Raw genomic sequence first — 24,023 nt, 5'->3', positions numbered from 1 at the left:
GGTTTCACGACGATGGCGTCGCCGATCGCGGGACAAGCCACGCTCCCACAGCCATGCGGGCGTCAGTCCTGTCACCCTCGCTTATGCGCTTGAAACTCCCCCACTTGTAGCTTGCAGCTGCTCTGAAAAGCTATACTTCCCGGCTTTTCCGACTGAAAGCAGATCAGGTTCCCGCCGCGCATGGACAAGACCTACCAGCCGCACGCCATCGAAACTTCCTGGTACCAGACCTGGGAGTCCGAAAACTATTTCGCTCCGCAAGGCGCGGGCGACTCGTACACCATCATGATTCCGCCGCCGAACGTCACCGGCAGCCTGCACATGGGCCACGGTTTCAACAACGCGATCATGGACGCCCTGATCCGTTTCCGCCGCATGCAGGGTCGCAACACCCTATGGCAGCCGGGCACCGATCACGCCGGTATCGCCACCCAGATGCTGGTCGAGCGTCAGCTCGAAGCTCAGGGTCAGAATCGCCACGATCTGGGTCGTGAAAAATTCCTCGAAAAAGTCTGGGAGTGGAAGGATCAGTCCGGCGGCAACATCAGCCGTCAGATCCGCCGTCTCGGATCGTCCGTGGACTGGAGCCGTGAGCGCTTCACCATGGACGACGGCCTGTCCGAAGCCGTTAAAGAAGCCTTCGTGCGCCTGCATGAAGACGGCCTGATCTATCGTGGCAAGCGACTGGTCAACTGGGACACCAAGCTGCACACCGCGATTTCCGACCTTGAAGTGGAAAACCATGACGAGAAAGGCCACCTGTGGAACCTGCGCTACCCGCTGGCCGACGGCGCCAAGACCGCTGAAGGTCTGGACTACCTGATCGTCGCCACCACTCGCCCGGAAACCATGCTCGGTGACGCCGCCGTCGCCGTGAACCCGAACGACGAGCGTTACAAGGCCCTGATCGGCAAGTTCGTCGAGCTGCCGCTGGTAGGTCGTCGCATTCCGATCATCGCGGACGACTACTGCGACCCTGAATTCGGCACCGGCTGTGTGAAGATCACCCCGGCCCACGATTTCAACGACTACGAAGTCGGCAAGCGCCACAATCTGCCGCTGCTGAACATTTTCGACAAGAACGCTAACGTGCTGGCCGCCGCTCAGGCGTTCAATCTTGATGGCACCCTGAACGACAGCATCGACACCGCCCTGCCGGCTGAATACGCCGGCCTCGACCGCTTCGAAGCACGCAAGCAGATCGTCGCCGCGTTCGACGCCGCTGGCCTGCTGGTCAGCGTCGACGATCACGCCCTGAAAGTGCCGAAAGGCGACCGCTCCGGCACCGTCATCGAGCCGTGGCTGACCGATCAATGGTACGTCTCCACCAAGCCGCTGGCCGAGCCCGCCATTGCGGCCGTCGAAGATGGCCGCATCGCGTTCGTGCCCAAGCAATACGAAAACATGTACTTCTCGTGGATGCGCGATATTCAGGACTGGTGCATCAGCCGCCAGCTCTGGTGGGGCCATCGCATTCCGGCCTGGTACGACGAGTCGGGCAAAGTCTATGTCGGTCGCGACGAAGCCGAGGTGCGCGCCAAGCACAACCTTGGTCCAGAGGTGGCGCTGCAACAGGACAACGACGTTCTCGACACTTGGTTCAGTTCGGGTCTGTGGACCTTCTCGACCCTGGGCTGGCCCGAGCAGACCGAATTCCTGAAAACCTTCCACCCGACCGACGTGCTGGTCACCGGTTTCGACATCATTTTCTTCTGGGTCGCCCGGATGATCATGCTCACCATGCATTTGGTGAAGAACGAAGACGGCACCCCCCAGATCCCGTTCAAGACCGTGTACGTGCACGGTCTGGTGCGCGACGGTCAGGGTCAGAAAATGTCCAAGTCCAAGGGCAACGTCCTGGACCCGCTGGACATCGTCGACGGCATCGAACTCGAAGCCCTCGTGCAAAAGCGCACCAGTGGCCTGATGCAGCCGCAACTGGCCAAGAAGATCGAGAAGCAGACTCGCACCGAATTCGCCGACGGCATCGCCAGCTACGGCACCGATGCCCTGCGCTTCACCTTCTGCTCGCTGGCGTCCACCGGCCGCGACATCAAGTTCGACATGGGCCGCGTGGAAGGCTATCGCAACTTCTGCAACAAGATCTGGAACGCCGCCCGCTACGTGCTGGACAAGGGCGAAGACTGCGGCCAGAACGGCGAAGACGTCGAGCTGTCGCTGCCGGATCGCTGGATCATTTCGCAGCTGCAACGTACCGAAGCCGAAGTGACCCGCCAGCTGGATCAGTTCCGTTTCGACCTCGCTGCGCAAGCGTTGTACGAGTTCATCTGGAACCAGTATTGCGACTGGTATCTGGAACTGTCCAAGCCGGTGCTGTGGGATGAGAACGCACCCATCGAACGTCAGCGCGGCACCCGTCGTACGCTGGTTCGCGTGCTGGAAGTGGCACTGCGTCTGGCGCACCCGTTCATGCCGTTCATCACCGAAGAAATCTGGCAGCGCCTCGCGCCGCTGGCGGGCGTGCAAGGCAAGACCATCATGCTGCAACCGTGGCCGGTGGCGAACGAGGCGCGCATCGACGTCGCTGCCGAAGGCGACATCGAATGGCTTAAAGGCCTGATGCTGGGCGTGCGTAACATCCGTGGCGAGATGAACATCGGCCCCGGCAAGCCGCTGCAGCTGTTCCTTAAAAACGCCAGTGCCGAAGATCAGCGTCGTTTGAACGAGAACGAGCACCTGCTGAAAAAGCTCGCCAAGCTCGAGTCGTTCACCGTCCTGGCTGCGGGCGCCGAAGCACCGCTGTCCGCCACCGCGCTGGTTGGCGAGATGGAAGTGCTGGTGCCTATGGCCGGCCTGATCGACAAGGGCGCCGAGCTTGCACGTCTGGACAAGGAAATCCAGCGCCTGCAAAGCGAAGTGCAACGCGTAAGTGGCAAGCTGTCGAACGCCGCGTTCGTCGACAAGGCGCCGCCTGATGTCATCGCCAAGGAACGCGCCAAGCTGACCGAAGCCGAACAGGCCCTGGGCAAACTGGCCGAGCAGCACGCACGAATCGCCAGCTTGTGATAACCGAGTCAGCCAGTCCGATCATCGGGCCGGCTGACTCCTCCAAACCCTGTAGGCGTGAGCTTGCTCGCGATAGCGCCGTATCAGCCACAGTATTGTTGTCTGACACCCCGTTATCGCGAGCAAGCTCACGCCTTCAGGGTTTTGCGTTTCAACCGGAACCGAATCGTAATGGCCCACTCCGAGCACCCCAAACCACCCCGCAAGAAGCCCAAACCCGCTCAGTCAGCCAGTCTGGCCGAACCACGGGAGAAGGCCAGCCTGCACCCGCGCAATCGCCATCAGGGGCATTACGACTTCCCGCGACTGATCAAGAGCAGCCCCGAGCTGGGTACATTCGTCATCACCAACCCTTACGGTAAGGAAAGCATCGACTTCGCCAACCCTGCCGCCGTGCGGGTCTTCAACCGCGCGCTGCTCAAGGCGTTCTATGGCATTGCGCATTGGGACATTCCGGCGGATTACCTCTGCCCTCCCATTCCCGGTCGCGCCGATTACTTGCATTTCCTGGCTGATCTTTTGGCTGAACACACTGGCGGAACGATCCCCCGAGGCGCATCGATCAAGGCGCTGGACGTCGGCACTGGCGCCAACTGCATCTATTCGCTGATCGGGCACAGCGAATATGGCTGGCACTTCGTCGGCTCGGATATCGACACCGTCGCGCTTGCCTCGGCCAGCACCATCGTCAAGGCCAATGCGCTGAATAAAGCCATCAGCCTTCGCCAGCAGGGCAATCGCAAGCACATCCTGCTCGGGCTGTTGCAGGCCGACGAACGCTTCGACATCAGCCTTTGCAACCCGCCCTTCCACGCCTCCGCCGAGGAAGCGTTGCGCGGCAGCCAACGCAAATGGCGGGCGCTGGGCAAAGCCGATCCGAAGCGCAAACTGCCAGTGTTGAACTTTGGTGGCCAGGCCGCTGAGCTGTGGTGCGAAGGGGGCGAAGCGCGTTTTGTAACGCAGCTGATTAGCGAAAGCGCTCAGGTGCCGACGCAAGTGTTGTGGTTCAGTACGCTGGTGTCCAAGGCGTCCAACCTGCCGCTGATTCAAAGCACGCTGAAAAAAGCGGGCGCGATTGAAAGCCGCGTCGTTGAGATGTCACAGGGGCAGAAGCAAAGCCGCTTCGTTGCCTGGACTTTCCACGATAAGGCACAGCAACAGGCTTGGCAGGACGAGCGCTGGCCTCAGGCGCGAGCGTGACGCTGCTCCTCTACTGTCATTTCTGACAGTAGACGGGCCTTTTCTCAGACCCATAATCTGGAACCTTCTTGCATCGTGTGCCAGGGAGGCCAGCCATGCGCCGCATCGTCTGCGTCATTGCGCTACTCATCGTGTCCATGAGCGCGGCCTGCGCTCTGGACCTGGTGGTTGACCCTAGCCCCCAAGCAACCGCTCAACGTCTGAACGACAGCTATAACCGCATCGTGAATGATTGCAAGGAACCTGACACGGACGCGCCCCGCGGCCATTACTATTGCAGCGGCGTGACCCTGCGGATGGTCAATGACGGACCGTTTCTCCCGTGGACCTACAGCCCGTATGCCCTGCAGACTGGCGCAACCTCTTGGACGTGGATCCGCAAAGACCTGAGCATCAGCGTGCTGGCGCACCCGGCCGGCTTCGTCCTCAACCCGCCCACGGACGCTCAGGCACGCGGTCTGCCAGCATTGGATCAGGGTTGGACCTGCATCTACACCTTCGACGGCCTCACCGGTCCCGATCGCAACTGGTATGGCTGCGGGCCCCTCAACGACACATCCTTCGCCCCGCCTGCCCAACCTTCCACGCGGAACAAAAACGAGGAATGGGCGTTCGGCACCTGCGCGCTGCAAAACGTCAACAGCGCCGAGCAATGGAGGCAGAAATATCCCGGCGGCCCCCAACAGCCGATCCAGACCAGCCAATGCTCCTGGAACGCTGAGGTGCCCGCGCAATGGGATGCCATGATTGCGGCACACGAAGCCAGAGCGACAACGCCAGCGTCTGACTATTTCGCCGAACGTAAATACTTCAACGAATTCATGCTCAAGAACCTGCCCGACAGCGACGGCAGCCAGATGAAGCGCTACATTGCGGCGTTCATTTACCAGCCAGCCGGCGCGGAAAACTTCAACGTCCGCGGCGACAACGGCAAAGCCACCGTGCAGCAAAGCGGGGTCGACAACGCCCGGCGCTTTCAGCTGAAGCTGTATCAAGAGGGCTATGCCGTGCCCGTCCTGCGAATCGATTTCAAAAAACCGCCCGAGCAGCGATTCAGCTACAACCCGGCGGATCAGTTCGTCTGGCTGGGGGAAGGCAGTGGTGTACCGCGTCGGTACATCGCTTCGGCGACGTGGTCGCAGTTCACTGACAACGCGACCGGTAGAAAGGTATGGTCGCTGAAGGTAATCCCCACAGCCCGAGGCAAGACCTATCAAGCCAACGACCTGAAAGCCATTTTCCTTGAGCTGCAACAATACCGCGGTGCGGACGCTCAATGGAAAGATGAAGAGCAGATGCCAGGCAGCATGGAAAGTCAGTTGACCTGCATCATCCGCAATTACCCCGGCAGGGCTGACTGGAACCTGGAGCCCTTTCGCCCGCTGGTTTCCGACGCAGAGGCGAAGGCTGCTGGCTGCAACCCTGTGCCGAAATGACAGGCACAAAAAAACCGTGTCCGGATCACTCCGCCACACGGTTTCCTACAAGGAGCGTTTTCGCTTACTTGTTGATCGAGTCGGTCAGCACTTTAGCTGGAACGAACTTGACGACTTTCTTGGCGGCGATTTCGATGGCAGCGCCAGTCGAAGGGTTACGGCCGGTGCGAGCTGGACGCTCGGTGATTTTCAGTTTGCCAATGCCTGGCAGAGTGATTTCACTACCGGATTCCAGTTGGTCAGCGACGATTTGGCCCAATTGGTCGAGAGCGTTGCGCGCGGTGGTTTTTGGCGCGTCGATAGCTTCTGCGATATCGGCGATCAATTGGTCTTTAGTCAGAGCCATGGTGGTGTTCCTTCCCTATCAAATTCAGATGGTTTGCAGAGTGTGTACAGGCGCGAAATGTAGATACCCAAACCGGCCTTTGGTTCGGCCGAACGCCCACAAACTGCGTGCTTGGCGCGCTTCGACGCGCAAGACCGGGCAAAACTAGCACAGAGCCACGCAAATATCCGCCTCTACCTAGCCATTTGGTCAGCTTTATCGCCGTTAAGCCGCAAAAAGTCATATTAATGGGCGCGCCGCCGTGTTTCCGGACTCGCCAGCGCGTTCATGTCCCAGTCTGCGGTACACTTGCCGACTTTCCCACGGGCCACGCTTGCACCCGTTCAGTTCCACTTCAGCAGCCGAGAAATTCATGCCGATCCGTCATGCCATCGTTCACCTGATCGACAAAAAACCCGACGGCACGCCCGCAGTCCTCCACGCTCGAGACTCCGAACTCGCAGAGTCCCAGGCCATCGAGAACATGCTGGCCGACCTCAACGAGAGCTACAACGCCAAACAAGGCAAGGCTTGGGGTTTCTTCCATGCCGAATCCGGCGCGCACCCGTTCAGCGGCTGGCTGAAGGAATACATCGACGAGGGCAAGGACTTCACGGCGTTCAGTCGCGTGGCGGTCGAGCATCTGCAAAAGCTCATGGAAGAATCCAACCTGTCGGTGGGGGGCCATGTCTTGTTCGCCCATTACCAACAGGGCATGACCGAATACCTGGCCATCGCCTTGCTGCACCACAGCGAAGGCGTGGCCGTGAACGAAGCGTTGGATGTGACCCCGTCGCGGCATCTCGACCTGGGCCAACTGCACCTGGCCGCACGCATCAACATCTCTGAGTGGCAGAACAACAAGGCTTCCAAGCAGTACATCTCGTTCATCAAAGGCAAGAACGGCAAGAAGGTCTCCGAATACTTCCGCGACTTCATTGGCTGTCAGGAAGGCGTCGATGGCCCTGGCGAAACGCGCACTCTGCTCAAGGCCTTCAGCGACTTCGTGGAGAGCGAAGACCTGCCGGAAGAATCCACCCGGGAGAAAACCAAAGCCTTGGTCGATTACGCCAGCAGCCAAAGCAAAATGGGCGAGCCGATTGCGCTGGAAGAGCTCTCCGGGCTGATCGACGAAGACCGACCTCGCGCGTTCTACGAACACATCCGCAACAAGGATTACGGCCTGTCGCCGGAAATCCCTGCAGATAAACGCACGCTCAATCAATTCCGCCGCTTCACCGGCCGTGCCGAAGGCCTGTCGATCAGCTTCGAAGCGCACCTGCTGGGCGACAAGATCGAGTATGACGAAGAGAAGGGCACGCTGATCATCAAAGGCTTGCCGACGCAGTTGACCGACCAGTTGAAGAGGCGCTGATCGCCATGCTCGGGCGTACCCTCAAGAAGTTCGTGCTGATCATGCTGGTGGTCGTCGTGTACCAGAACTGGGGCAAGATCGAGCACTTCGTCAATCCGGCTCAGGCGGTGTCGAGTCAGACTCAGGCGCAGGCCAAGGTCGTGCTCTACGCGACAGACTGGTGCGGCTACTGCAAACAGACGCGGCGCTTTCTGGACAGCAAGGGCATTCCCTACACCGAGTACGACATCGAGAAATCCAAGGAGGGCCGCAAAGCTTACGAAGCTCTGGGTGGGCGCGGCATTCCCCTGATCGACGTGAACGGCACGCTGATCAGGGGGTTTTCGCCGGACGAGATTCTTGCCGCGTTGAAGTGACTCAGCGCTTGTCGATGCGGAATCCGAAACGCGGGAAGTGAACGTGAACCACACCTGCTCGTTCATCTTCGCGACGGATGATCAGTTCCTCACTTCCGCTAAACATCAATTCACCTTGGACGGGATTCACCCCGTAATCCACCGCTGACACACTGACCTGCTGGCCCGGTTCGAAGCCGTTCGGATCCCTGAACACTTCATCAGGCAGCGCAGCGGGTTCGGCATTGCGTGCAATCTCGATGGCGTCTGCCGAGCCAAGCTCACTTGCCGCCCCATGCCCAAAAGCGATGACGCGCTGATACCACGCCAACACGGCAGGGTATTCGTCCACCAGCGGCGCAGTGACCGGCGTTTGCTTCAGGAACCATAGGGTGTGTGCGACCGAGAAATCGGCAATCGAAGGCACGCCCAGCAGAAAATCGCCGCTGCGCTCCAGTTGCGTTTCGAGACGCCCCATCAATGTCGGCCACTGATGCTGTGCCAACTCCAGCGGCACCCGAGTGGCGCTGCCGCCATCGAAGAATGTCGAACGATCTGCCACGAATGCCTTCACGGCTTCCGGCGGCACTTTCGCAAAACGCACGGCCAATGAAGCGGGCTGAAACACCAGACTTACCGAATGCAGGAACAACACGGTATCCGCCCAGTTCGCCAGACTTTCTGCGGTAAACGCCTGACCTTCGGGATAAAAGCTCGGCGACGACTTTTCAGCCTCCAGACGACGGGCGATCAGCGCGGTGTCGCAGTAAATATCAGCACCCACCTGCAACACCGGCGTCTTGCGATAGCCACCCGTAAGCGCTGTGACGTCAGGCTTCGGCAGGATCGCCGGGATGATCACCGAGCGCCATGACAGTCCCTTGAAACCCAGCATCAGCCGGGCCTTCTCGGAAAACAGCGACGTTGGGTAATGATGCAGGATCAGCTCACTCATGTTTCGACCTCAGGGACGAATGCATTGACTCCGGGCATGACGACTTCACGTCGCACCCCGGCTATGGAATTCAGACAGTGGCTTAAGTTGAGCGTTGCCACTGATGATCACAAGTGACGAACAGGCCAAGTTTGGAGACGGATTTAGAGGAGGCTGATTTCGAGCACATGAGAAATGGTCTGGCTTTTGGCATCCCAGACATATCGAACATGCTTTCCTTGCGCCGGGAGCGAAAGCGCCGGAGGGCGGAACGCCGCTACGCATTCATGCCCGCCAAGGCGCACGCTCTTGTACAGGATCCCCCACGACCCGCCCTCCCGCAACGCGCTCGCGAACGCTTGCGAAGTTCCGTAACGGGCAGGGTCAGGGTCATGCAATTCAGGAAAGTCCGCGCGCACGTCGTGCACCGGCTTCACGACCTGATTCACGTAGGTGCGCAAGGTCAGCTCGATATCCGGTTCATTCGTCGCCGCCAGGAAGCGCTCTTGATGAAAGCGTGTTTCTGCAATAGCGGCCGCCTGGCTATTGGCTGCGTAATAGATACCGTAAGTCCCATCGGTAAAACGGCTGGCCTTGCCGATATGAGTGAACGCCGCCATCACAGGGGTAGATCCGGGGCCAGAAACGCGGTCCTCGACAGGGACTCTGCGCAGAACGCCGCACTGATCCAGCAGACGATCATTGGTCATCGCCTCAAGCGCATACGCCATCTCGAGGTCGGCAGGGTTCAGCACATCCTCGAAGAGTGTGATCGGAGGAAAGGCACTATTGATCATCCTGAACGCGGCGTCCCATGCCGGAATCACAGTCTGCGGAAGCTTCATCAGCCACGGACTCCGTCCAGATACCGACGCACGTCCGCGATGTCCACCACCCGGCCAGCCAACATGTATTGCAACGCGGATTGACCGTTGAAAGGTGCCGCCGTATTAGGTTTTGAAACCCACTCATAAGCACGCTCCAACTGATTGCTGAAGATGATGCTGAGGGCCTTGTGGATGCCCATCAAATACGAGATGCGCTCCAGCGTATCGCGCGGCAACCGGATGTCGGGAGTGCGCTTGTACTTGTAGAAAGTGGTGTTGCTCACAGCGCCCAGCAACGTTCGCTGGTCTTCTACAGAACATTCCCAATGCGCCATGAGGTTGAAGAAAAAAGTCAGTGCTACGCGCCCGGCTTCGGGCGTGTCGACGCCAACGCCGTCATTGCGAGTGATTGCCAAGGCGGTCATGTATGTCACTCCTGCTCATCAAATCTGATGAACAGGCTAGTACACATATGGACAAAATCAAACAAGTAATTCACATGCGAATTTTCTCACGTGCCGAGAAAGACCAGCCTACACAACCTCGTCCGTCAGCCTACGGAGCGCTGGGGCAAAGCCCAAACCGCGACAGGACAAAACTTTCAACAAGCGCTTCCTTGGCGCTCTTGCGCAACTTTTTGATCAGTCTTTCCTGACGCAGCGCCTCCCCTTTATCACGACAGAACTCGACATAAACGAGAGCCACCGCAGGGCTTGAGAAGAAAAAGCGCGCGCCCTTGCCACTCTGGTGCTTGGCGAAACGCTTATGGGGGTCGTCACTGATGCCGCAGTAAAGCGAGCCATTGGCCGCGCGCACCAGGTACACGAACCACGGTTTGGGCGTGGTGGTCTCGGGCACGGGGTCGATGGCGGCAGCGGTATCGGTCATGGGAAGAGAAGGTAGAAAACGCAGAAGCCGCGATTCTAGCAGAGCCTCACCGCCCCGATCGAAATGCCTTGAGGCCCTTCTGCGCCTGGGCGCGAATGGCGTTCTGCACGAATGGCGTCCAGCCCAGCAGCGCGCCTTTGGCACCCAACGCTTGGCGGGACCAACGCCACAGATTGAAGTTGTCATGGTGTTCGCAGATCTTGCCGTCGCGAAACACGAACCGCGCCTGAATATCGTTGATCACGGTCCGGCCCGTCTGGCTGAACAGGTAGGTCGCCACCCAATGCGCGCCGCCTGAACGCTCGTCGGCGCGCACGTTGTCGAATCGGATCGAGAACTCCCTGGCCCGCGATGTCAGCATGCGCCACATGTCAGCGGCTTCGCTTCCACGCAGCTCACCAAACACCGGGTCGCTGAACAGCACGTCCTGGGTGTAACACGCGGCCATGGCGTCAGCGTCGAGACGATTGAAGGCTTCATAGAAGCGGGTAATCAAGGCGCTGTTATGTTGGCTGGGGCTGAGGTCGCTCATACGGCATTCGTCCATGGGAAAAGATGCCTGCACGATAAGCGGCAGCGCAGCGTTTTGCCATGGACATTCGCCGGGCAAATACCTCGAGTCAGATTTTCTCGCTGGTCACGCCAACATACAGCGCGCGCCCGGCGCCCATGCCCGCCAGAATCGCGCCGACGCCAATGATGCCGAAGATCCAGCCGACCGCGCTCCAGTTACCGGTCCAGTCGTGCACCACGCCGACCGCGAACGGACCGAGCGAAGCCAGCGTGTACCCGAAGCCCTGGGCCATGCTCGACAGATTGGCCGCCACGTGAGCGTCCCGGGAGCGCAGCACAATCAAGGTCAATGCAAGGCTGAACGTGCCGCCCTGGCCCAGCCCCAGCACGACCGCCCAGAACCACAGCTGATTGAGCGGCGCGTAAAGGCAGCCGTAAAGACCGCCCAGCGTCAGTACCATGACCAGCAGGATCGCCAGGCGCTGGTCCTTGCCACGCGTGGCCAGCCAAGGGGCTGTGAGCGAGCTGAGCAACTGGACCATGATCGAGCCCGAGAGCAGCAACCCCGCTTCCGTCGGCGTCAGACCCCGACCGATGAGAATGGAAGGCAACCAGCCGAAGACGATGTAGGCCAAGGACGATTGCAGGCCCATGTAAAGGGTGACCTGCCGTGCCAGCCGATCACGGAGCAGCCCGCGAACACGATAGCCCGACTGATGCTGCCCCTGACGGTGGCGGGTTTGCGGCCACCAGAGGATTGCGGCGAGCACCGCTGGCACGACCCAGAACCCGAGGCCCATCGTCCAACTGGCGCCCTGCTCGTCTCCAAACACCTGACTCAGCGGCACCGTTGAGCCCGCGGCGATTGCTGCACCCAGGCACAAGGCCATGGTGTACACGCCGGTCATGGTGCCAGCCTGTTTGGCAAAGTCCCGCTTGACGATGCCCGGCAGCAGCACGCCGATAATGCCGATGCTGGCGCCAGCCATGACGCTGCCAGTGAACAGCCCGACTTGTCCGAACGAACTGCGCAGAAGGATGCCGCAGGTCAGCGTCATCAGAATCCCCAGCACCACGCGTTCACTGCCGAAGCGCCGCGCCAGTATCGGCGCGAGCGGAGCGAACAGGCCCAGGCACAGCACCGGCAGGGTCGTCAGCAAACCGGCTTTGGCCGCCGACAGCCCCAGACTCTTCGACACCTCACTGAGCAACGGGGCCATGCTCGACAACGCCGGACGCAGGTTCAACGCCACCAGCACCAACCCCAACAGCAGAAACCACGGGCGTTTCAGGACAGGCCGGTGCTGCTGCACCTCGTCGTCATCCGCCTCCGCGTCGATCAGCAGTTCGTCGATTTCATGGGGTGTTCGGGAAGGGGACAGCGTGTCGCTCGCCAGTGGCGCCTTGGTCGTCATGGGATTCTCGTGAGGGCAGGATGTGTAACAGCGCATTGCGCAAAGCCGTAATCCTGGTGGAGATCGGCAGAGAACACAAGTTTTGGGGGGATTGCGAACAAGCCCATGATCCTATTTGAGGGCATGCATAAACGTGTGGGAGCGAGCTTGCTCGGGGCCGCCATCGAACGAATACCGGCTTTCAGACGCGGGAGTTGGATTGGAAGTAACGCCCTCTTTGTGAGCAAGCTGACTCCCACAGATTCAGCGTTGCTCAGGGGATTGAGTACCACCATCAGCCAACAAAAAACCCGGGCACGAGGCCCGGGTTCTTGGTTAGACCAGCGGTGAGTTCGATGATGGGCGACCAATATAAGATTGGAAACGCCGAGGGTTTCTCATACCTACATGCCGCGCGGGGATAAGCAGCGGATCATATCTCTTACTAACTTCACTGAGTATATGGCGTAAAGTCCTGCAGCAAAACCAAACAGCAGTCCTCCGTCCATGCCCACCTTTGCCCATAGGAGGCACGAGCCTACGCAAAATACAAGCACCAAGCAGATGAGAAATACCGCTACGTACGTCAATCTGCGATCGCTCGAACCTCTAAAAAGTAGACACATCGCACCACAGTATGCTGACTGAGCGAGTAAAGTTCCTATAGCTGACACGGCAAGCAAGACAAAGGCAGCGGGTCCGTCATCAACATAGACTGCGCCTGAACCATCCCAAAAAGCAGCTATCCATGGCGCGATGGGCAGTAAGCTGAACAAAAAAATTGACATGATGATCCGACTTTCACTTACAGACCTATTATCGGCCATTGTATCCCCCAAACAAAACTGATAGGAAATCCGAGATTACCTTTGAATGGATATTGGAGCCTCGCCCTGAATAACGATCTGATAAGGTTTTCCTTTTGCACCACCCAGGTAGCGACCACCAGCTGTCGCTGCCTCCCCAACCTCGGAGCGATGGGTGCTTGCATTGAAATCGTAAGTATCATTATACGCCCTTGCAATACCACTAAATGTAAGCCTGCCATCGTGCGACTTGTTCACCACACCTTCAATTTTCAGCGTAATATGCCCCAACCAAGTCCAAGTAATCCACGAATCTTGTTTGGTATTATAGGAGGTCCGGGGAATATTTATTGGTGAACTGCCAACCCCCGCAGAAGCAAGCGCACTTTCGAGAGCTGGGATCTTTGTAGTTGATAGACTCAGTCCTAAACGATTTATATTTGTCGTTACATCTGCCCCGCTTCCGTCTAAGTAGTGAGACCAAGCCGAAAACGGCGTAAGGATCCGTCCCGACAGCTCGCGAGCCTCAGAGATCGGTCGCCGAAATCCCCATCCCGATATGGCTTCCCTGATTGCGTCTGCCGAGAGAGCATGGGGATTCAGGCACATATATTTATCAGCTAGCGGAATCTTAGAGATATCAAACGCAAGCTCTGCGGTGAGACCATATTTCCATCCATTTTGGATTTGCCTGTTAACTTCCTCCAAGTGCATAAGCATCATTTCCCTCCAATACCCCTCACCGTACTTATGCAACCTCTTAGGATGCATGGAAGCAATGAAGGCACCGGGATTTGGAAAAGCAGCTGCTCCCCCGAGAGAATTCGAAGAAAAAACAGGACCTACCGCACTTACCGTCAGCGCCGGCAACGTAATTCCACTACTCATAGCACCCTCCTTGGGCTAATTGATCCAGATAGTATTTGACATACTAAATATCAATAAAACGCGCCACAACGAGACGTTTCCGCAAATCCGGTGGGAGCTTTCTCAAAAACAAATAACTAAGATCACTAAGACAACGCCACTGGGTTAAAACCGCTCTCTTGGCAGACCACAAGTAAAGGCCACATCAGGAGACTGAACACTTTAAACAGATTTGTAGTAGACCATAACGCCGACTACGGCTTTCCATCTGTATAAAAAAACCCGGGCACAGGGCCCGGGTTTCTAGGTACAGCCGCTATTAACTCAGTGCAGAATCTGACTGAGGAACAGCTTTGTACGGTCGCTTTGCGGGTTGTCGAAGAAGTCGTTCGGAGCGGCCTGTTCGACGATTTCGCCTTTGTCCATGAAGATCACGCGGTTGGCCACGGTGCGGGCAAAGCCCATTTCGTGGGTCACGCAGAGCATGGTCATGCCTTCTTCCGCCAGGCCGACCATGGTGTCCAACACCTCTTTCACCATTTCCGGGTCGAGGGCTGAGGTCGGTTCGTCGAACAGCATGATTTTCGGCTTCATGCACAGGGCACGGGCGATGGCCACACGCTGTTGCTGACCGCCGGACAGTTGACCCGGGTATTTATGCGCCTGCTCTGGAATGCGCACGCGCTCCAGGTAGTGCATGGCGATTTCTTCGGCTTTTTTCTTCGGCATCTTGCGCACCCACATCGGCGCCAAGGTGCAGTTTTGCAAGATGGTCAGGTGCGGGAACAGGTTGAAGTGCTGGAACACCATGCCGACTTCGCGGCGGATGGTTTCGATCTGCTTCAGGTCCGACGTCAGTTCAGTGCCATCGACCACGATGCGACCTTGCTGATGCTCTTCCAGACGGTTCAGGCAGCGAATGGTGGTCGACTTGCCCGAGCCCGACGGACCGCACAAAACGATACGCTCACCTTGACGCACGTTCAGGTTGATGTCTTTCAGCACGTGGAACTGGCCGTACCACTTGTGTACGCCTTCCATCCGGATCATGCCTTCGGCGCCCAGGGGCTTTTTGATCGCTTCACTCATCTCATAACTCCTAACGCTTGTGGCCTGTGTCCAACTTACGCTCCAGGTGCATGGAGTAGCGGGACATGCCGAAACAGAAGATCCAGAACACCAAGGCCGCGAAGACGTAGCCCTCGGTGGCCATGCCGAGCCAGTTCGGATCGGCGGCGGCTTGCTTGACGCTGTTGAGCAGGTCGAACAGACCGATGATGATCACCAGGCTGGTGTCCTTGAACAGCGCAATCACCGTGTTCACCAGACCCGGAATCACCAGCTTCAGGGCTTGCGGCAAAATCACCAGGCCCATGCGACGCCAGTAGCCCAGGCCCATGGCCGCAGCCGCTTCATATTGGCCTTTCGGAATGGCCTGCATGCCGCCACGGACCACCTCGGCCACATAGGCCGACTGGAACATGATCACGCCGATCAGCGCGCGCAGCAATTTGTCGAAGTTCATGCCTTCGGGCAGGAACAACGGCAGCATCACCGACGACATGAACAGCACGGTAATCAGCGGCACGCCGCGCCAGAACTCGATGAAGGTCACGCAGAGCACGCGAATCGCCGGCAGATCGGAACGACGCCCCAGTGCCAGAATCACGCCCAGCGGCAGCGCGCCAGCGATACCGACCGTGGCGATCACCAACGTCAGCATCAGGCCGCCCCACTGGCTGGTCGCGACTTCGGTCATGCCGAAGAGGCCGCCATGCAGCAGGAAGAACGCAACAATCGGGTAGATGACCAGGAAGCTCAGGCCATAGATCGCTTTGCGTGGCATGGCCTTGATGAACAGCGGCGCCGCGCCGATGATCGCCAGCCACACGGTCAGGTCGACCCTCCAGCGCAGCTCCTGTGGGTAATAGCCGTACATGAACTGGCCAAAGCGCTGTTCGATGAAGACCCAGCAGGCACCGGCCTTGGTGCAGTCAGCGCGCGTGGTGCCAACCCAGTTGGCGTCGAAAATCGTCCAGCTCAACAGCGGCGGGACGACCAGCCAGATCAGGTAGATCGCGAACAGGGTCAACAGGGTGTTGATCCAGTTCGAGAACAGGTTCTGGCGCATCCATGCCACCGGGCCGAAGACTTTGCTCGGCGGCGGCATATCGGGTTTGAAAGTATGGGATGTCATGCGCGTTTCCTCACCGCTCAATCAGCGCAATGCGCTTGTTGTACCAGTTCATCAGCAGCGAAATGCTGATGCTGATCGCCAGGTAGACGCTCATGGTGATGGCAATGACTTCGATGGCCTGACCGGTCTGGTTCAATACCGTACCGGCGAACAACGAAACCATTTCCGGATAACCGATACCGGCGGCCAGCGAAGAGTTCTTCGCCAGGTTGAGGTATTGGCTGGTCAGCGGCGGAATGATCACCCGCAGGGCTTGTGGGATGATGACCTTGCGCAGGGTCGGACCGGGGCGCAGGCCCAGCGAGCGAGCCGCTTCGGTCTGGCCGTGGCTGACGGACTTGATGCCCGAACGCACGATTTCCGCGATGAACGCGGCGGTGTAGACCGTCAGTGCCAGGGTCAACGCAAGCAGTTCAGGGATCAATACCCAGCCGCCGACGAAGTTGAAACCCTTGAGCACCGGCATTTCCCAATGCACCGGCGCGCCGAAGATCGCCGCGCACAGCGCCGGGATCACGATGAACAGGGCCAAGCCTGCCCAGAATTTGTGGAAAGGGACGCCCGTCGCTTCGAAGCGTTTGTTCGCCCATTTGGCCATGACCACAATAGCGACGATGGCCACCACGATGCTGATCACGAACGGCCAGGTGGCGTCGTTGGTGATCGCCGCCGGCATGTTCAGACCCCGGCTGCTGACGAAGAACGAACCCAGAAAGCCGTGAGCGGCACGTGGACCTGGCAACGTCAGGAACACGGCGAAGTACCAGAACAGGATCTGCAGCAATGGCGGAATGTTACGGAAGACTTCAACGTAAACCGTCGCCAGCTTGTTGATGATCCAGTTGTTAGACAGCCGCGCCACGCCGACGATGAAGCCGAGCAGGGTCGCGAGAATCACGCCGATGAACGTCACCAGCAGGGTGTTGAGCAAACCGATGAGGAACACGCGCGCGTACGAGTCCGACTCCGTAAAAGGAATCAGGTGCTGCGCGATGCCGAAACCGGCGCTGTTTTGCAGGAAACCGAAACCTGAGGTAATACCCCGGTGTTGCAGGTTGGTTTGGGTGTTATCGAACAGATACCAACCCATCGCGACTACGGCGATAACCGTGATTATCTGAAATAGCCACGCACGCACTTTTGGATCGCTGAGGGATAGCCTCTGCTTGGGTGCGCTGATCTGATTTTGCATGGGAGTGCCCCAGAGAAAATGCAACGAAGCGCCCGGCTGCGGGGTACGCAGCCGGACACAGGTCAATCAACGTACAGGTGGCGCGTACTGGATGCCGCCGTTGGTCCACAGAGCGTTCTGGCCACGGTCGATTTCGAGAGGCGTGGATTTGCCCAGGTTCTTCTCGAAGATTTCGCCGTAGTTACCGACTTGAGCAACGATCTTGACGACCCAGTCCTTCGGCAGTTTCAGCTGAGGGCCGTACTCGCCATCAGCACCCAGCAGACGAGCGACGTCCGGGTTCTTGGTGGCTTTGGCTTCCGCCTCGACGTTCTTCGAAGTGATGCCCGCTTCTTCGGTGTTCAACAGTGCGTAGCCAACCCAGCGAACGATGGAGGTCCACTCATCATCGCCACGGGCCACAACCGGTGCCAGAGGCTCCTTGGAGATGGTTTCAGGCAGAACGATGTAGTCTTTCGGCGAAGCCAGCTTGGAGCGTTGTGCGTACAGCTGGGATTTGTCGGAAGTCAGCACGTCGCAACGGCCGGATTCCAGCGACTTGGCGCTTTCGTCGGAGGTGTCGAAGGTGATCGGGGTGTATTTCAGATTGTTGGCGCGGAAGTAGTCGGAGACGTTCAGCTCAGTGGTAGTACCAGCCTGAATACAGATGGTCGCACCGTCCAGTTCCTTGGCACTTTTCACGCCCAGCTTGTTGTTGGCCAGGAAGCCAACGCCGTCGTAGTAGGTGACGAAGCCAGGGAATTCCAGACCCATGCTCGCGTCGCGGGAGCTGGTCCAGGTGGTGTTACGCGAGAGGATGTCGATCTCGCCCGATTGCAGCGCGGTGAAGCGCTCTTTGGCGTTCAGCTGGCTGAATTTCACCTTGGTCGCATCACCGAAGACAGCAGCGGCAACAGCGCGGCAGAAGTCAGCGTCGATACCTTGGATCTTGCCGCTTTTGTCCGGTACCGAGAAACCTGGCAGACCGTCACTCACGCCGCACTGGATGAAGCCTTTCTTCTGAATGGCGTCCAGTTTGGCGCCCGCTTGAGCGAAACCGGTCAGACCGAGCGCTGCTGCGGCGGCCACTACAGCCAGGGTGGATTTCAACATCTTCATTCAAACCTCCAGTTTGCTCTTTGTTGTGTGGGAGCTTTAGCCCGTCGCACCCTTGTGAGGCATTCATGACCCGTGCTGGCTTGTTTTTGGGTCACGCGACGTTTGAACCTTGATCCGCGACCGACGCGAAGTATTCCGCACTCAGCGTCATCGGATTGGCAGGTTCAAGTGGACTGAAGCCCCGTGATGTCCCTGCACCCAGAGGTACGGGGCGAATCGTGCCGGAGATCCTGACGATGGACTCCATGCTGCCTCGGCGTAACACTAGGGCTGCGTGATGCATAGCCTAGTAGTGTTACCGCCCAAGGTGAGCGCCTTCACTCCGACGGTTTTGTAGCAAAGCGCGTACCACCATGGTGGCGAACTCGAATTAGCGACAGGTCAAGTAGAAAACTTGTAACCTTGCGACATCTTCTTTCATTTATGCCATCAGCGGCGCACCGAGCCGAGGCAATCCACTCAATCGCCTGCACACTTATGGAGCGCACATGAGCGAACCCTTGATCATCGAGCCCGAAAAACCGGCTGATGCCTGCGTTATCTGGCTGCACGGCCTGGGTGCCGACCGCTACGATTTCATGCCGGTGGCCGAAGCACTCCAGCAATCGTTGGTCTCTACACGCTTCGTTCTTCCGCAAGCTCCCACGCGGGCCGTCACCGTAAACGGCGGTTATGAGATGCCCAGTTGGTACGACATCAAGGCCATGAGCCCGGCCCGTGCGATTGATCGCGATCAACTGGAGGGGTCAGCGCAGCGGGTTCTTGCCCTGATCGAAGCCCAACGAGACAGCGGCATTGACCCTGCGAGAATCTTTCTCGCCGGGTTTTCGCAAGGTGGCGCGGTGGTGCTGCACACGGCGTATTTACGTTGGGAAGGCCCACTGGGCGGGGTTCTTGCACTCTCGACCTACGCGCCGACCTTCAGCGATGACATGCACCTTTCGGCCAGTCAGCAGCGCATTCCAGCCTATTGCCTGCATGGGCAGCATGATGAGGTCGTGAAAAACCCGATGGGGCGAACCGCTTATGAACATTTGAAGGCGCAGGGCGTCACCGCGACATGGCAAGAGTACCCAATGGGCCATGAAGTGTTACCGCAGGAAATCGATGACATAGGCGTCTGGCTAGCGGATCGGCTGCGTTAAGCAGCCTGTTTTGATCCTTTCTTTTGTCAGGCGAATTTGGTATGGCACTACGCCGCGCCCGATTCTTGCATTACACTGCCCGGCGTACATTCCTTAATCAATCGATGAGATGACCGTGCTCAAAGCACTTAAAAAAATGTTCGGAAAAAGCGAGGCTGAGTCGCTCGCGCCCGCTGCGCCTCTCCCCGCCTCCCCCCGTCCGACTGAAAGCGCTTTTCAGGAAACCACCACAGCGGTGGCTGCACCCGCGCCATCGCATGCTGGCGACCCCTCCACGCCATCACGCCCCAAGGCCGAGCGCCCACGGCGCGAACGCGCGCCCAAACCTGTCGTGGTGCCGTGGAAGATTGAAGACTTTGTAGTGGAACCTCAGGAAGGCAAGACGCGCTTTCATGATTTCCCCCTCGCACCGGAACTGATGCACGCGATTCAGGACCTTGGCTTTCCCTACTGCACGCCGATTCAGGCAGGTGTTCTGGGCTTCACGCTCAAGGGCAAAGATGCCATCGGTCGCGCCCAGACCGGCACTGGCAAGACAGCTGCGTTTCTGATCTCGATCATCACTCAGCTGACTCAGACTCCCCCGCCAAAAGAACGCTACATGGGCGAACCCCGGGCGCTGATCATCGCGCCGACCCGTGAGTTGGTGGTGCAGATCGCCAAAGACGCCGCCGCGCTGACCAAGTACACCGATCTCAACGTCATGACCTTTGTCGGCGGCATGGATTTCGACAAGCAGCTCAAGCAGCTTGAAGCCCGTCACTGCGACATCCTCGTTGCCACCCCTGGCCGCCTGCTGGACTTCAATCAACGTGGCGAAGTGCATCTGGACATGGTCGAAGTGATGGTACTGGACGAAGCCGACCGCATGCTGGACATGGGTTTCATCCCACAGGTGCGCTCGATCATTCGTCAGACGCCGCACAAGGGCGAGCGTCAGACGCTGTTGTTTTCTGCAACGTTCACCGATGACGTGATGAACCTGGCGAAGCAGTGGACCACCGATCCGGCGATCGTCGAAATCGAAGCCGAAAACGTCGCCAGCGATAACGTCGAGCAGCACATCTATGCGGTCGCTGCGGCGGACAAATACAAGCTGCTGTACAACCTGATCAATGACAACGGCTGGTCGCGGGTGATGGTGTTCGCCAACCGTAAGGACGAAGTACGCCGGATCGAGGAGCGGCTGGTGCGTGATGGCGTCAATGCCGCGCAGTTGTCGGGCGATGTCCCGCAGCACAAACGCATCAAGACGCTGGAAGGCTTCCGAGAAGGCAAGATTCGCGTGCTGGTGGCCACGGATGTTGCCGGTCGCGGGATTCACATCGACGGCATCAGCCACGTGATCAACTTCACTCTACCGGAAGTGCCGGACGACTACGTGCATCGCATTGGCCGAACGGGCCGTGCTGGCGCGGACGGTGTGTCGATCAGCTTCGCGGGTGAGGACGACTCGTATCAGTTGCCGTCCATCGAAGAGAAGTTGGGCCGCAAGATCAGCTGCGAAATGCCGCCGACCGAGCTGCTCAGGGCTGTTGTGCGCAAATCGAAGGCACAGCCTGCCGCCGAATCCGAATAACGGCCGCTGACCTGTGGGAGTCGGCTTGCTGGCTCCCACAGGCCAGTATCGGCGTCCAGCTGTGAAGCCTTATTTCCAGCGATCCGCCGCCCGGTGATCGCTCTCCCGCCCTTCCACCCAACGTGGGCCTTCCGCGGTGTTTTCTTTCTTCCAGAAAGGCGCTCGGGTTTTCAGATAATCCATCACGAAATCGCAGGCTTCGAACGCCGCCTGGCGATGAGCACTGGCCACGCCGACAAACACGATCGGCTCGCCCGGCTCCAGCGCCCCTACGCGATGCAGCACCTCAAGTTTGAGCAACGGCCAGCGAAGCCGGGCTTCGTCAGCAATCTTGCCCAGCGCCTTTTCGGTCATGCCCGGATAGTGCTCGAGGAACATTCCCGACACTTCTCGGCCATCGTTGAAATCACGCACGTACCCCACGAAGCTCACCACGGCACCGACGCCCACGTTGGCATCGTGCATGGCGTTGACTTCAGCCCCCGGGTCGAACCCAGCGGCCTGCACGCGAATGGCCATGCTCAACCTCCGGTCACGGTCGGAAAGAAGGCGACTTCGTCGCCCTGTGCGACAGGCTCGTTCAATGAACAGAGCTCGTGGTTACGCGCGCACATGATGCCCTGCTCGCTCAACACGTCCCACACCCCGCCCCGTTGCAGCAAATGCTGACGCACGGCGTCGATGGTCGCGAATTCGCCTTCGAGTTTCTCGCTTTCAGTGCTCAGCGTCTCGCGAAAACGGGCAAAGAATTGAACCTCTACGTGAATGCTCATGACGCGCCCACCGTTTCATCGGCCACGAAATGCCCGCTCTTGCCGCCGAGTTTTTCCAGCAGCCGAACGTGCTCGATGACCATGCCGCGATCCACCGCCTTGCACATGTCGTAGATCGTCAGAGCCGCCACGCTTGCTGCGGTCAGCGCCTCCATTTCCACACCGGTCTGACCGGCGAGTTTGCAACGGGCGACGATGTGAACGGTGTCCGCACCGTCAGCGTTCAGCTCGACCTTCACACTGGTCAGCATCAGTGGGTGACAGAGAGGTATCAGATCGCTGGTTTTTTTCGCCGCCTGAATTCCGGCAATACGCGCCACGGCGAACACATCCCCTTTCGGATGGCCCCCGGCGACGATCATTTGCAGGGTCTCGGGCAACATGCGCACACGCGCTTCGGCCACGGCTTCGCGGGACGTCACGGCTTTTTCAGTGACGTCGACCATGTTGGCGCGACCTTGGGAATCGAGATGAGTAAGCACGGGATGACTCCTGGACAGGAGTCGTAATTGTACACAATGAATCGCAGGAGTGACTCAACCGTCCGCTTCTGGCCGAAGGCCGTGGGAGCCGGCTTGCTGGCGAATGCGTTTTACCATTCACCCTTGAGGTGTCTGGTCGGACGCTTTCGCCAGCAAGCCGGCTCCCGCAGGTTTAAGCAGCGGCGTTAATTACAAATGACTCTCAGCGTACTCAGCCAAGATCGAGCGCGGAACCCCTTGCAGGGTAATGTGCACGCCATTCGGGAAATCTTTGAAGCGCTCCGTCAGGTAGGTCAGCCCGGAACTCGTGGCTGAGAGATAAGGGGTGTCGATCTGCGCCAGGTTGCCCAGACAGACCACTTTGGAACCGGCACCGGCACGGGTGATGATGGTTTTCATCTGGTGCGGCGTGAGGTTCTGGCATTCGTCGATCAGAATCAGACTCTGTTGAAAACTGCGACCCCGTATGTAGTTGAGGGATTTGAACTGCAACGGCACTTTACTGAGGATGTAATCGACACTGCCATGGGTGTTTTCGTCATCCATGTGCAGCGCTTCCAGGTTGTCGGTGATCGCGCCGAGCCATGGCTCCATTTTTTCCGCTTCGGTGCCGGGCAGGAAGCCGATCTCCTGGTCGAGGCCCTGCACGCTACGGGTGGCGATGATGCGGCGATAGCGTTTGCTGACCATGGTCTGCTCGATGGCAGCCGCCAGCGCGAGGATGGTCTTGCCTGAACCGGCAGCGCCGGAGAGGTTGACCAGGTGAATATCCGGGTCGAGCAAGGCGAACAGCGCCAGGCCCTGATAAATGTCACGGGGCTTCAGGCCCCAGGCTTCCTGATGCAGTAGCGGTTCCTGGTGCATGTCCAGCAACAGCAGCTCATCCGGTTTGACCCCTTTGACCCAACCGACGAAGCCCTGCTCATCGATGATGAACTCATTGATGTGAACCGACGGAATTTGCTCGGTCATCTGCACTTTGTGCCAGGTACGGCCGTGATCCTGACGAGTATCGACCTTGCTCACGCGGTCCCAGAACGAACCGGTCATGGTGTGATAACCGCGAGACAGCATCGACACGTCGTCGACCAACTGATCGGTGCTGTAGTCCTCGGCTTCGATGCCGCACGCACGCGCCTTGAGGCGCATGTTGATGTCTTTGGTGACCAGCACAATGCGCATTTCCTTTTTGCGTGCGTGCAGGTCGATGAGTTGGTTGATGATGATGTTGTCGTTCAGATGCTCCGGCAGAAGGCTGTTGGGCTCTTCGCGCTTGTTCATCAGGATGGACAGATAACCCTTGAAAACACCTGTACCGCGATCGATCGGTACGCCTCGTTCGACCTCCTCCGGGGTCGCTTCACCGAGTGTCTTGTCGATCAACCGGATCGCCTGGCGGCATTCTGCGGCGACCGAGTGCTTGCCCGCCTTGAGCTTGTCCAGTTCTTCCAGGACCGTCATGGGGAGTGCAACGTGATGTTCTTCGAAATTCAGCAGCGCGTTTGGATCGTGAATCAATACGTTGGTATCGAGTACATAAAGGATTGGCTGGTTAGAGGAAGGGGTGCGTCCGTGGTCATCCATACTCGCTCACCTTTGTAGTAGCCAGATAACGCGACACACAGTGATG

Annotated in this window: 23 protein-coding genes; 7 read left to right on the top strand and 16 right to left on the bottom strand. The window is 58.6% G+C overall.

The genetic code is table 11. From position 1 onward, the window contains the following. Positions 1–180: 180 nt before the first annotated feature. From B3N48_RS03780 to B3N48_RS03770, 3 genes are all read left to right on the top strand, one after another. Positions 181–3,027, top strand: a complete 2,847-nt coding sequence (locus tag B3N48_RS03780) for a valine--tRNA ligase (RefSeq protein ID WP_296179591.1) — start codon at positions 181–183, stop codon at positions 3,025–3,027. Between the two features lie 171 nt (positions 3,028–3,198). Then, positions 3,199–4,227, top strand: coding sequence for a 23S rRNA (adenine(1618)-N(6))-methyltransferase RlmF (gene rlmF, locus B3N48_RS03775; RefSeq protein ID WP_296179589.1), 1,029 nt, complete (start codon positions 3,199–3,201; stop codon positions 4,225–4,227). 95 nt (positions 4,228–4,322) lie between these two features. Beyond that, positions 4,323–5,663: a DUF2599 domain-containing protein gene (locus B3N48_RS03770; RefSeq protein WP_296179588.1), complete on the top strand. Its 1,341-nt coding sequence runs from the start codon at positions 4,323–4,325 to the stop codon at positions 5,661–5,663. 64 nt (positions 5,664–5,727) lie between these two features. On the opposite strand, the gene B3N48_RS03765 is transcribed toward B3N48_RS03770, so the two are convergent. Then, positions 5,728–6,009, bottom strand: a complete 282-nt coding sequence (locus B3N48_RS03765) for an HU family DNA-binding protein (RefSeq protein WP_296179586.1) — start codon at positions 6,007–6,009, stop codon at positions 5,728–5,730. Between the two features lie 352 nt (positions 6,010–6,361). Here B3N48_RS03765 and yejK point away from each other — a divergent pair, with 352 nt between their 5' ends. Both yejK and B3N48_RS03755 read left to right on the top strand, forming a co-directional pair. Next, complete coding sequence (gene yejK, locus B3N48_RS03760) at positions 6,362–7,363, top strand: nucleoid-associated protein YejK (protein WP_296179583.1); 1,002 nt, start codon at positions 6,362–6,364, stop codon at positions 7,361–7,363. Positions 7,364–7,368: 5 nt separating this feature from the next. After that, positions 7,369–7,719 carry a glutaredoxin family protein gene (locus B3N48_RS03755; RefSeq protein WP_296179580.1) on the top strand — a complete coding sequence of 117 codons (351 nt, stop codon included), beginning with the start codon at positions 7,369–7,371 and terminating at the stop codon, positions 7,717–7,719. A gap of 1 nt (position 7,720) precedes the next feature. Here B3N48_RS03755 and B3N48_RS03750 read toward each other — a convergent pair whose 3' ends face one another. From B3N48_RS03750 to B3N48_RS03700, 11 genes are all read right to left on the bottom strand, one after another. Continuing rightward, entirely contained in the window at positions 7,721–8,653 is a 933-nt protein-coding gene (locus tag B3N48_RS03750) for a glutathione S-transferase family protein (protein WP_296179578.1), read from the bottom strand. Between the two features lie 143 nt (positions 8,654–8,796). Further along, on the bottom strand, positions 8,797–9,477 hold the full coding sequence (locus tag B3N48_RS03745) for an RES family NAD+ phosphorylase (RefSeq protein ID WP_296179575.1): 681 nt from the start codon (positions 9,475–9,477) through the stop codon (positions 8,797–8,799). Continuing rightward, a complete protein-coding gene (locus tag B3N48_RS03740; protein ID WP_296179570.1) occupies positions 9,477–9,884 on the bottom strand; it encodes an MbcA/ParS/Xre antitoxin family protein in 408 nt (135 codons plus the stop codon). Before B3N48_RS03740 ends, B3N48_RS03745 begins: the two co-directional genes overlap by 1 nt. A 130-nt stretch (positions 9,885–10,014) precedes the next feature. Continuing rightward, a complete protein-coding gene (locus B3N48_RS03735) occupies positions 10,015–10,347 on the bottom strand; it encodes a GIY-YIG nuclease family protein (RefSeq protein WP_296179569.1) in 333 nt (110 codons plus the stop codon). Positions 10,348–10,393: 46 nt separating this feature from the next. Next, entirely contained in the window at positions 10,394–10,879 is a 486-nt protein-coding gene (locus B3N48_RS03730) for a nuclear transport factor 2 family protein (RefSeq protein ID WP_296179567.1), read from the bottom strand. 88 nt (positions 10,880–10,967) lie between these two features. Beyond that, positions 10,968–12,275 (bottom strand): CynX/NimT family MFS transporter, encoded by a 1,308-nt coding sequence (locus B3N48_RS03725; RefSeq protein ID WP_296179564.1) that lies wholly within the window; start codon positions 12,273–12,275, stop codon positions 10,968–10,970. An 842-nt stretch (positions 12,276–13,117) separates the two neighbouring features. Further along, on the bottom strand, positions 13,118–13,948 hold the full coding sequence (locus B3N48_RS03720) for a lipid II-degrading bacteriocin (protein ID WP_296179562.1): 831 nt from the start codon (positions 13,946–13,948) through the stop codon (positions 13,118–13,120). 303 nt (positions 13,949–14,251) lie between these two features. Further along, positions 14,252–15,016, bottom strand: coding sequence for an amino acid ABC transporter ATP-binding protein (locus tag B3N48_RS03715; protein ID WP_296179560.1), 765 nt, complete (start codon positions 15,014–15,016; stop codon positions 14,252–14,254). Between the two features lie 10 nt (positions 15,017–15,026). Continuing rightward, positions 15,027–16,124: an amino acid ABC transporter permease gene (locus B3N48_RS03710; protein WP_296179557.1), complete on the bottom strand. Its 1,098-nt coding sequence runs from the start codon at positions 16,122–16,124 to the stop codon at positions 15,027–15,029. Positions 16,125–16,134: 10 nt separating this feature from the next. Further along, positions 16,135–17,316, bottom strand: coding sequence for an amino acid ABC transporter permease (locus tag B3N48_RS03705; RefSeq protein WP_296179554.1), 1,182 nt, complete (start codon positions 17,314–17,316; stop codon positions 16,135–16,137). A gap of 66 nt (positions 17,317–17,382) precedes the next feature. After that, complete coding sequence (locus B3N48_RS03700; protein WP_296179552.1) at positions 17,383–18,414, bottom strand: amino acid ABC transporter substrate-binding protein; 1,032 nt, start codon at positions 18,412–18,414, stop codon at positions 17,383–17,385. Positions 18,415–18,902: 488 nt separating this feature from the next. Between B3N48_RS03700 and B3N48_RS03695 the strand changes: the two genes are divergently transcribed. Both B3N48_RS03695 and rhlB read left to right on the top strand, forming a co-directional pair. After that, positions 18,903–19,559 carry an alpha/beta hydrolase gene (locus B3N48_RS03695; protein ID WP_296179549.1) on the top strand — a complete coding sequence of 219 codons (657 nt, stop codon included), beginning with the start codon at positions 18,903–18,905 and terminating at the stop codon, positions 19,557–19,559. A gap of 109 nt (positions 19,560–19,668) precedes the next feature. Continuing rightward, on the top strand, positions 19,669–21,138 hold the full coding sequence (gene rhlB, locus B3N48_RS03690; RefSeq protein WP_296179547.1) for an ATP-dependent RNA helicase RhlB: 1,470 nt from the start codon (positions 19,669–19,671) through the stop codon (positions 21,136–21,138). 69 nt (positions 21,139–21,207) lie between these two features. On the opposite strand, the gene moaE is transcribed toward rhlB, so the two are convergent. The 4 genes from moaE to B3N48_RS03670 all read right to left on the bottom strand — a co-directional run bounded on the left by moaE (position 21,208) and on the right by B3N48_RS03670 (position 23,977). Continuing rightward, complete coding sequence (moaE, locus tag B3N48_RS03685) at positions 21,208–21,657, bottom strand: molybdopterin synthase catalytic subunit MoaE (RefSeq protein ID WP_296179545.1); 450 nt, start codon at positions 21,655–21,657, stop codon at positions 21,208–21,210. Positions 21,658–21,659: 2 nt separating this feature from the next. Further along, complete coding sequence (locus tag B3N48_RS03680; protein WP_296181568.1) at positions 21,660–21,905, bottom strand: MoaD/ThiS family protein; 246 nt, start codon at positions 21,903–21,905, stop codon at positions 21,660–21,662. Between the two features lie 2 nt (positions 21,906–21,907). After that, a complete protein-coding gene (moaC, locus tag B3N48_RS03675; protein ID WP_296179542.1) occupies positions 21,908–22,393 on the bottom strand; it encodes a cyclic pyranopterin monophosphate synthase MoaC in 486 nt (161 codons plus the stop codon). Between the two features lie 189 nt (positions 22,394–22,582). Next, positions 22,583–23,977 (bottom strand): PhoH family protein, encoded by a 1,395-nt coding sequence (locus B3N48_RS03670; RefSeq protein ID WP_296179539.1) that lies wholly within the window; start codon positions 23,975–23,977, stop codon positions 22,583–22,585. Positions 23,978–24,023 lie beyond the last annotated feature (46 nt).

The organism is Pseudomonas sp. UBA1879 (assembly GCF_002338065.1).
In the GTDB taxonomy this organism is placed as follows: domain Bacteria; phylum Pseudomonadota; class Gammaproteobacteria; order Pseudomonadales; family Pseudomonadaceae; genus Aquipseudomonas.
This window is presented reverse-complemented; position numbering and strand designations above follow the sequence as displayed.

Coding starts and splice junctions, on each gene's coding strand:
- B3N48_RS03780 (WP_296179591.1), top strand. CDS start 181: ATGGACAAGACCTACCAGCCGCACGCCATCGAAACTTCCTGGTACCAG.
- rlmF (WP_296179589.1), top strand. CDS start 3,199: ATGGCCCACTCCGAGCACCCCAAACCACCCCGCAAGAAGCCCAAACCC.
- B3N48_RS03770 (WP_296179588.1), top strand. CDS start 4,323: ATGCGCCGCATCGTCTGCGTCATTGCGCTACTCATCGTGTCCATGAGC.
- B3N48_RS03765 (WP_296179586.1), bottom strand. CDS start 6,009: ATGGCTCTGACTAAAGACCAATTGATCGCCGATATCGCAGAAGCTATC.
- yejK (WP_296179583.1), top strand. CDS start 6,362: ATGCCGATCCGTCATGCCATCGTTCACCTGATCGACAAAAAACCCGAC.
- B3N48_RS03755 (WP_296179580.1), top strand. CDS start 7,369: ATGCTCGGGCGTACCCTCAAGAAGTTCGTGCTGATCATGCTGGTGGTC.
- B3N48_RS03750 (WP_296179578.1), bottom strand. CDS start 8,653: ATGAGTGAGCTGATCCTGCATCATTACCCAACGTCGCTGTTTTCCGAG.
- B3N48_RS03745 (WP_296179575.1), bottom strand. CDS start 9,477: ATGAAGCTTCCGCAGACTGTGATTCCGGCATGGGACGCCGCGTTCAGG.
- B3N48_RS03740 (WP_296179570.1), bottom strand. CDS start 9,884: ATGACCGCCTTGGCAATCACTCGCAATGACGGCGTTGGCGTCGACACG.
- B3N48_RS03735 (WP_296179569.1), bottom strand. CDS start 10,347: ATGACCGATACCGCTGCCGCCATCGACCCCGTGCCCGAGACCACCACG.
- B3N48_RS03730 (WP_296179567.1), bottom strand. CDS start 10,879: ATGAGCGACCTCAGCCCCAGCCAACATAACAGCGCCTTGATTACCCGC.
- B3N48_RS03725 (WP_296179564.1), bottom strand. CDS start 12,275: ATGACGACCAAGGCGCCACTGGCGAGCGACACGCTGTCCCCTTCCCGA.
- B3N48_RS03720 (WP_296179562.1), bottom strand. CDS start 13,948: ATGAGTAGTGGAATTACGTTGCCGGCGCTGACGGTAAGTGCGGTAGGT.
- B3N48_RS03715 (WP_296179560.1), bottom strand. CDS start 15,016: ATGAGTGAAGCGATCAAAAAGCCCCTGGGCGCCGAAGGCATGATCCGG.
- B3N48_RS03710 (WP_296179557.1), bottom strand. CDS start 16,124: ATGACATCCCATACTTTCAAACCCGATATGCCGCCGCCGAGCAAAGTC.
- B3N48_RS03705 (WP_296179554.1), bottom strand. CDS start 17,316: ATGCAAAATCAGATCAGCGCACCCAAGCAGAGGCTATCCCTCAGCGAT.
- B3N48_RS03700 (WP_296179552.1), bottom strand. CDS start 18,414: ATGAAGATGTTGAAATCCACCCTGGCTGTAGTGGCCGCCGCAGCAGCG.
- B3N48_RS03695 (WP_296179549.1), top strand. CDS start 18,903: ATGAGCGAACCCTTGATCATCGAGCCCGAAAAACCGGCTGATGCCTGC.
- rhlB (WP_296179547.1), top strand. CDS start 19,669: ATGACCGTGCTCAAAGCACTTAAAAAAATGTTCGGAAAAAGCGAGGCT.
- moaE (WP_296179545.1), bottom strand. CDS start 21,657: ATGGCCATTCGCGTGCAGGCCGCTGGGTTCGACCCGGGGGCTGAAGTC.
- B3N48_RS03670 (WP_296179539.1), bottom strand. CDS start 23,977: ATGGATGACCACGGACGCACCCCTTCCTCTAACCAGCCAATCCTTTAT.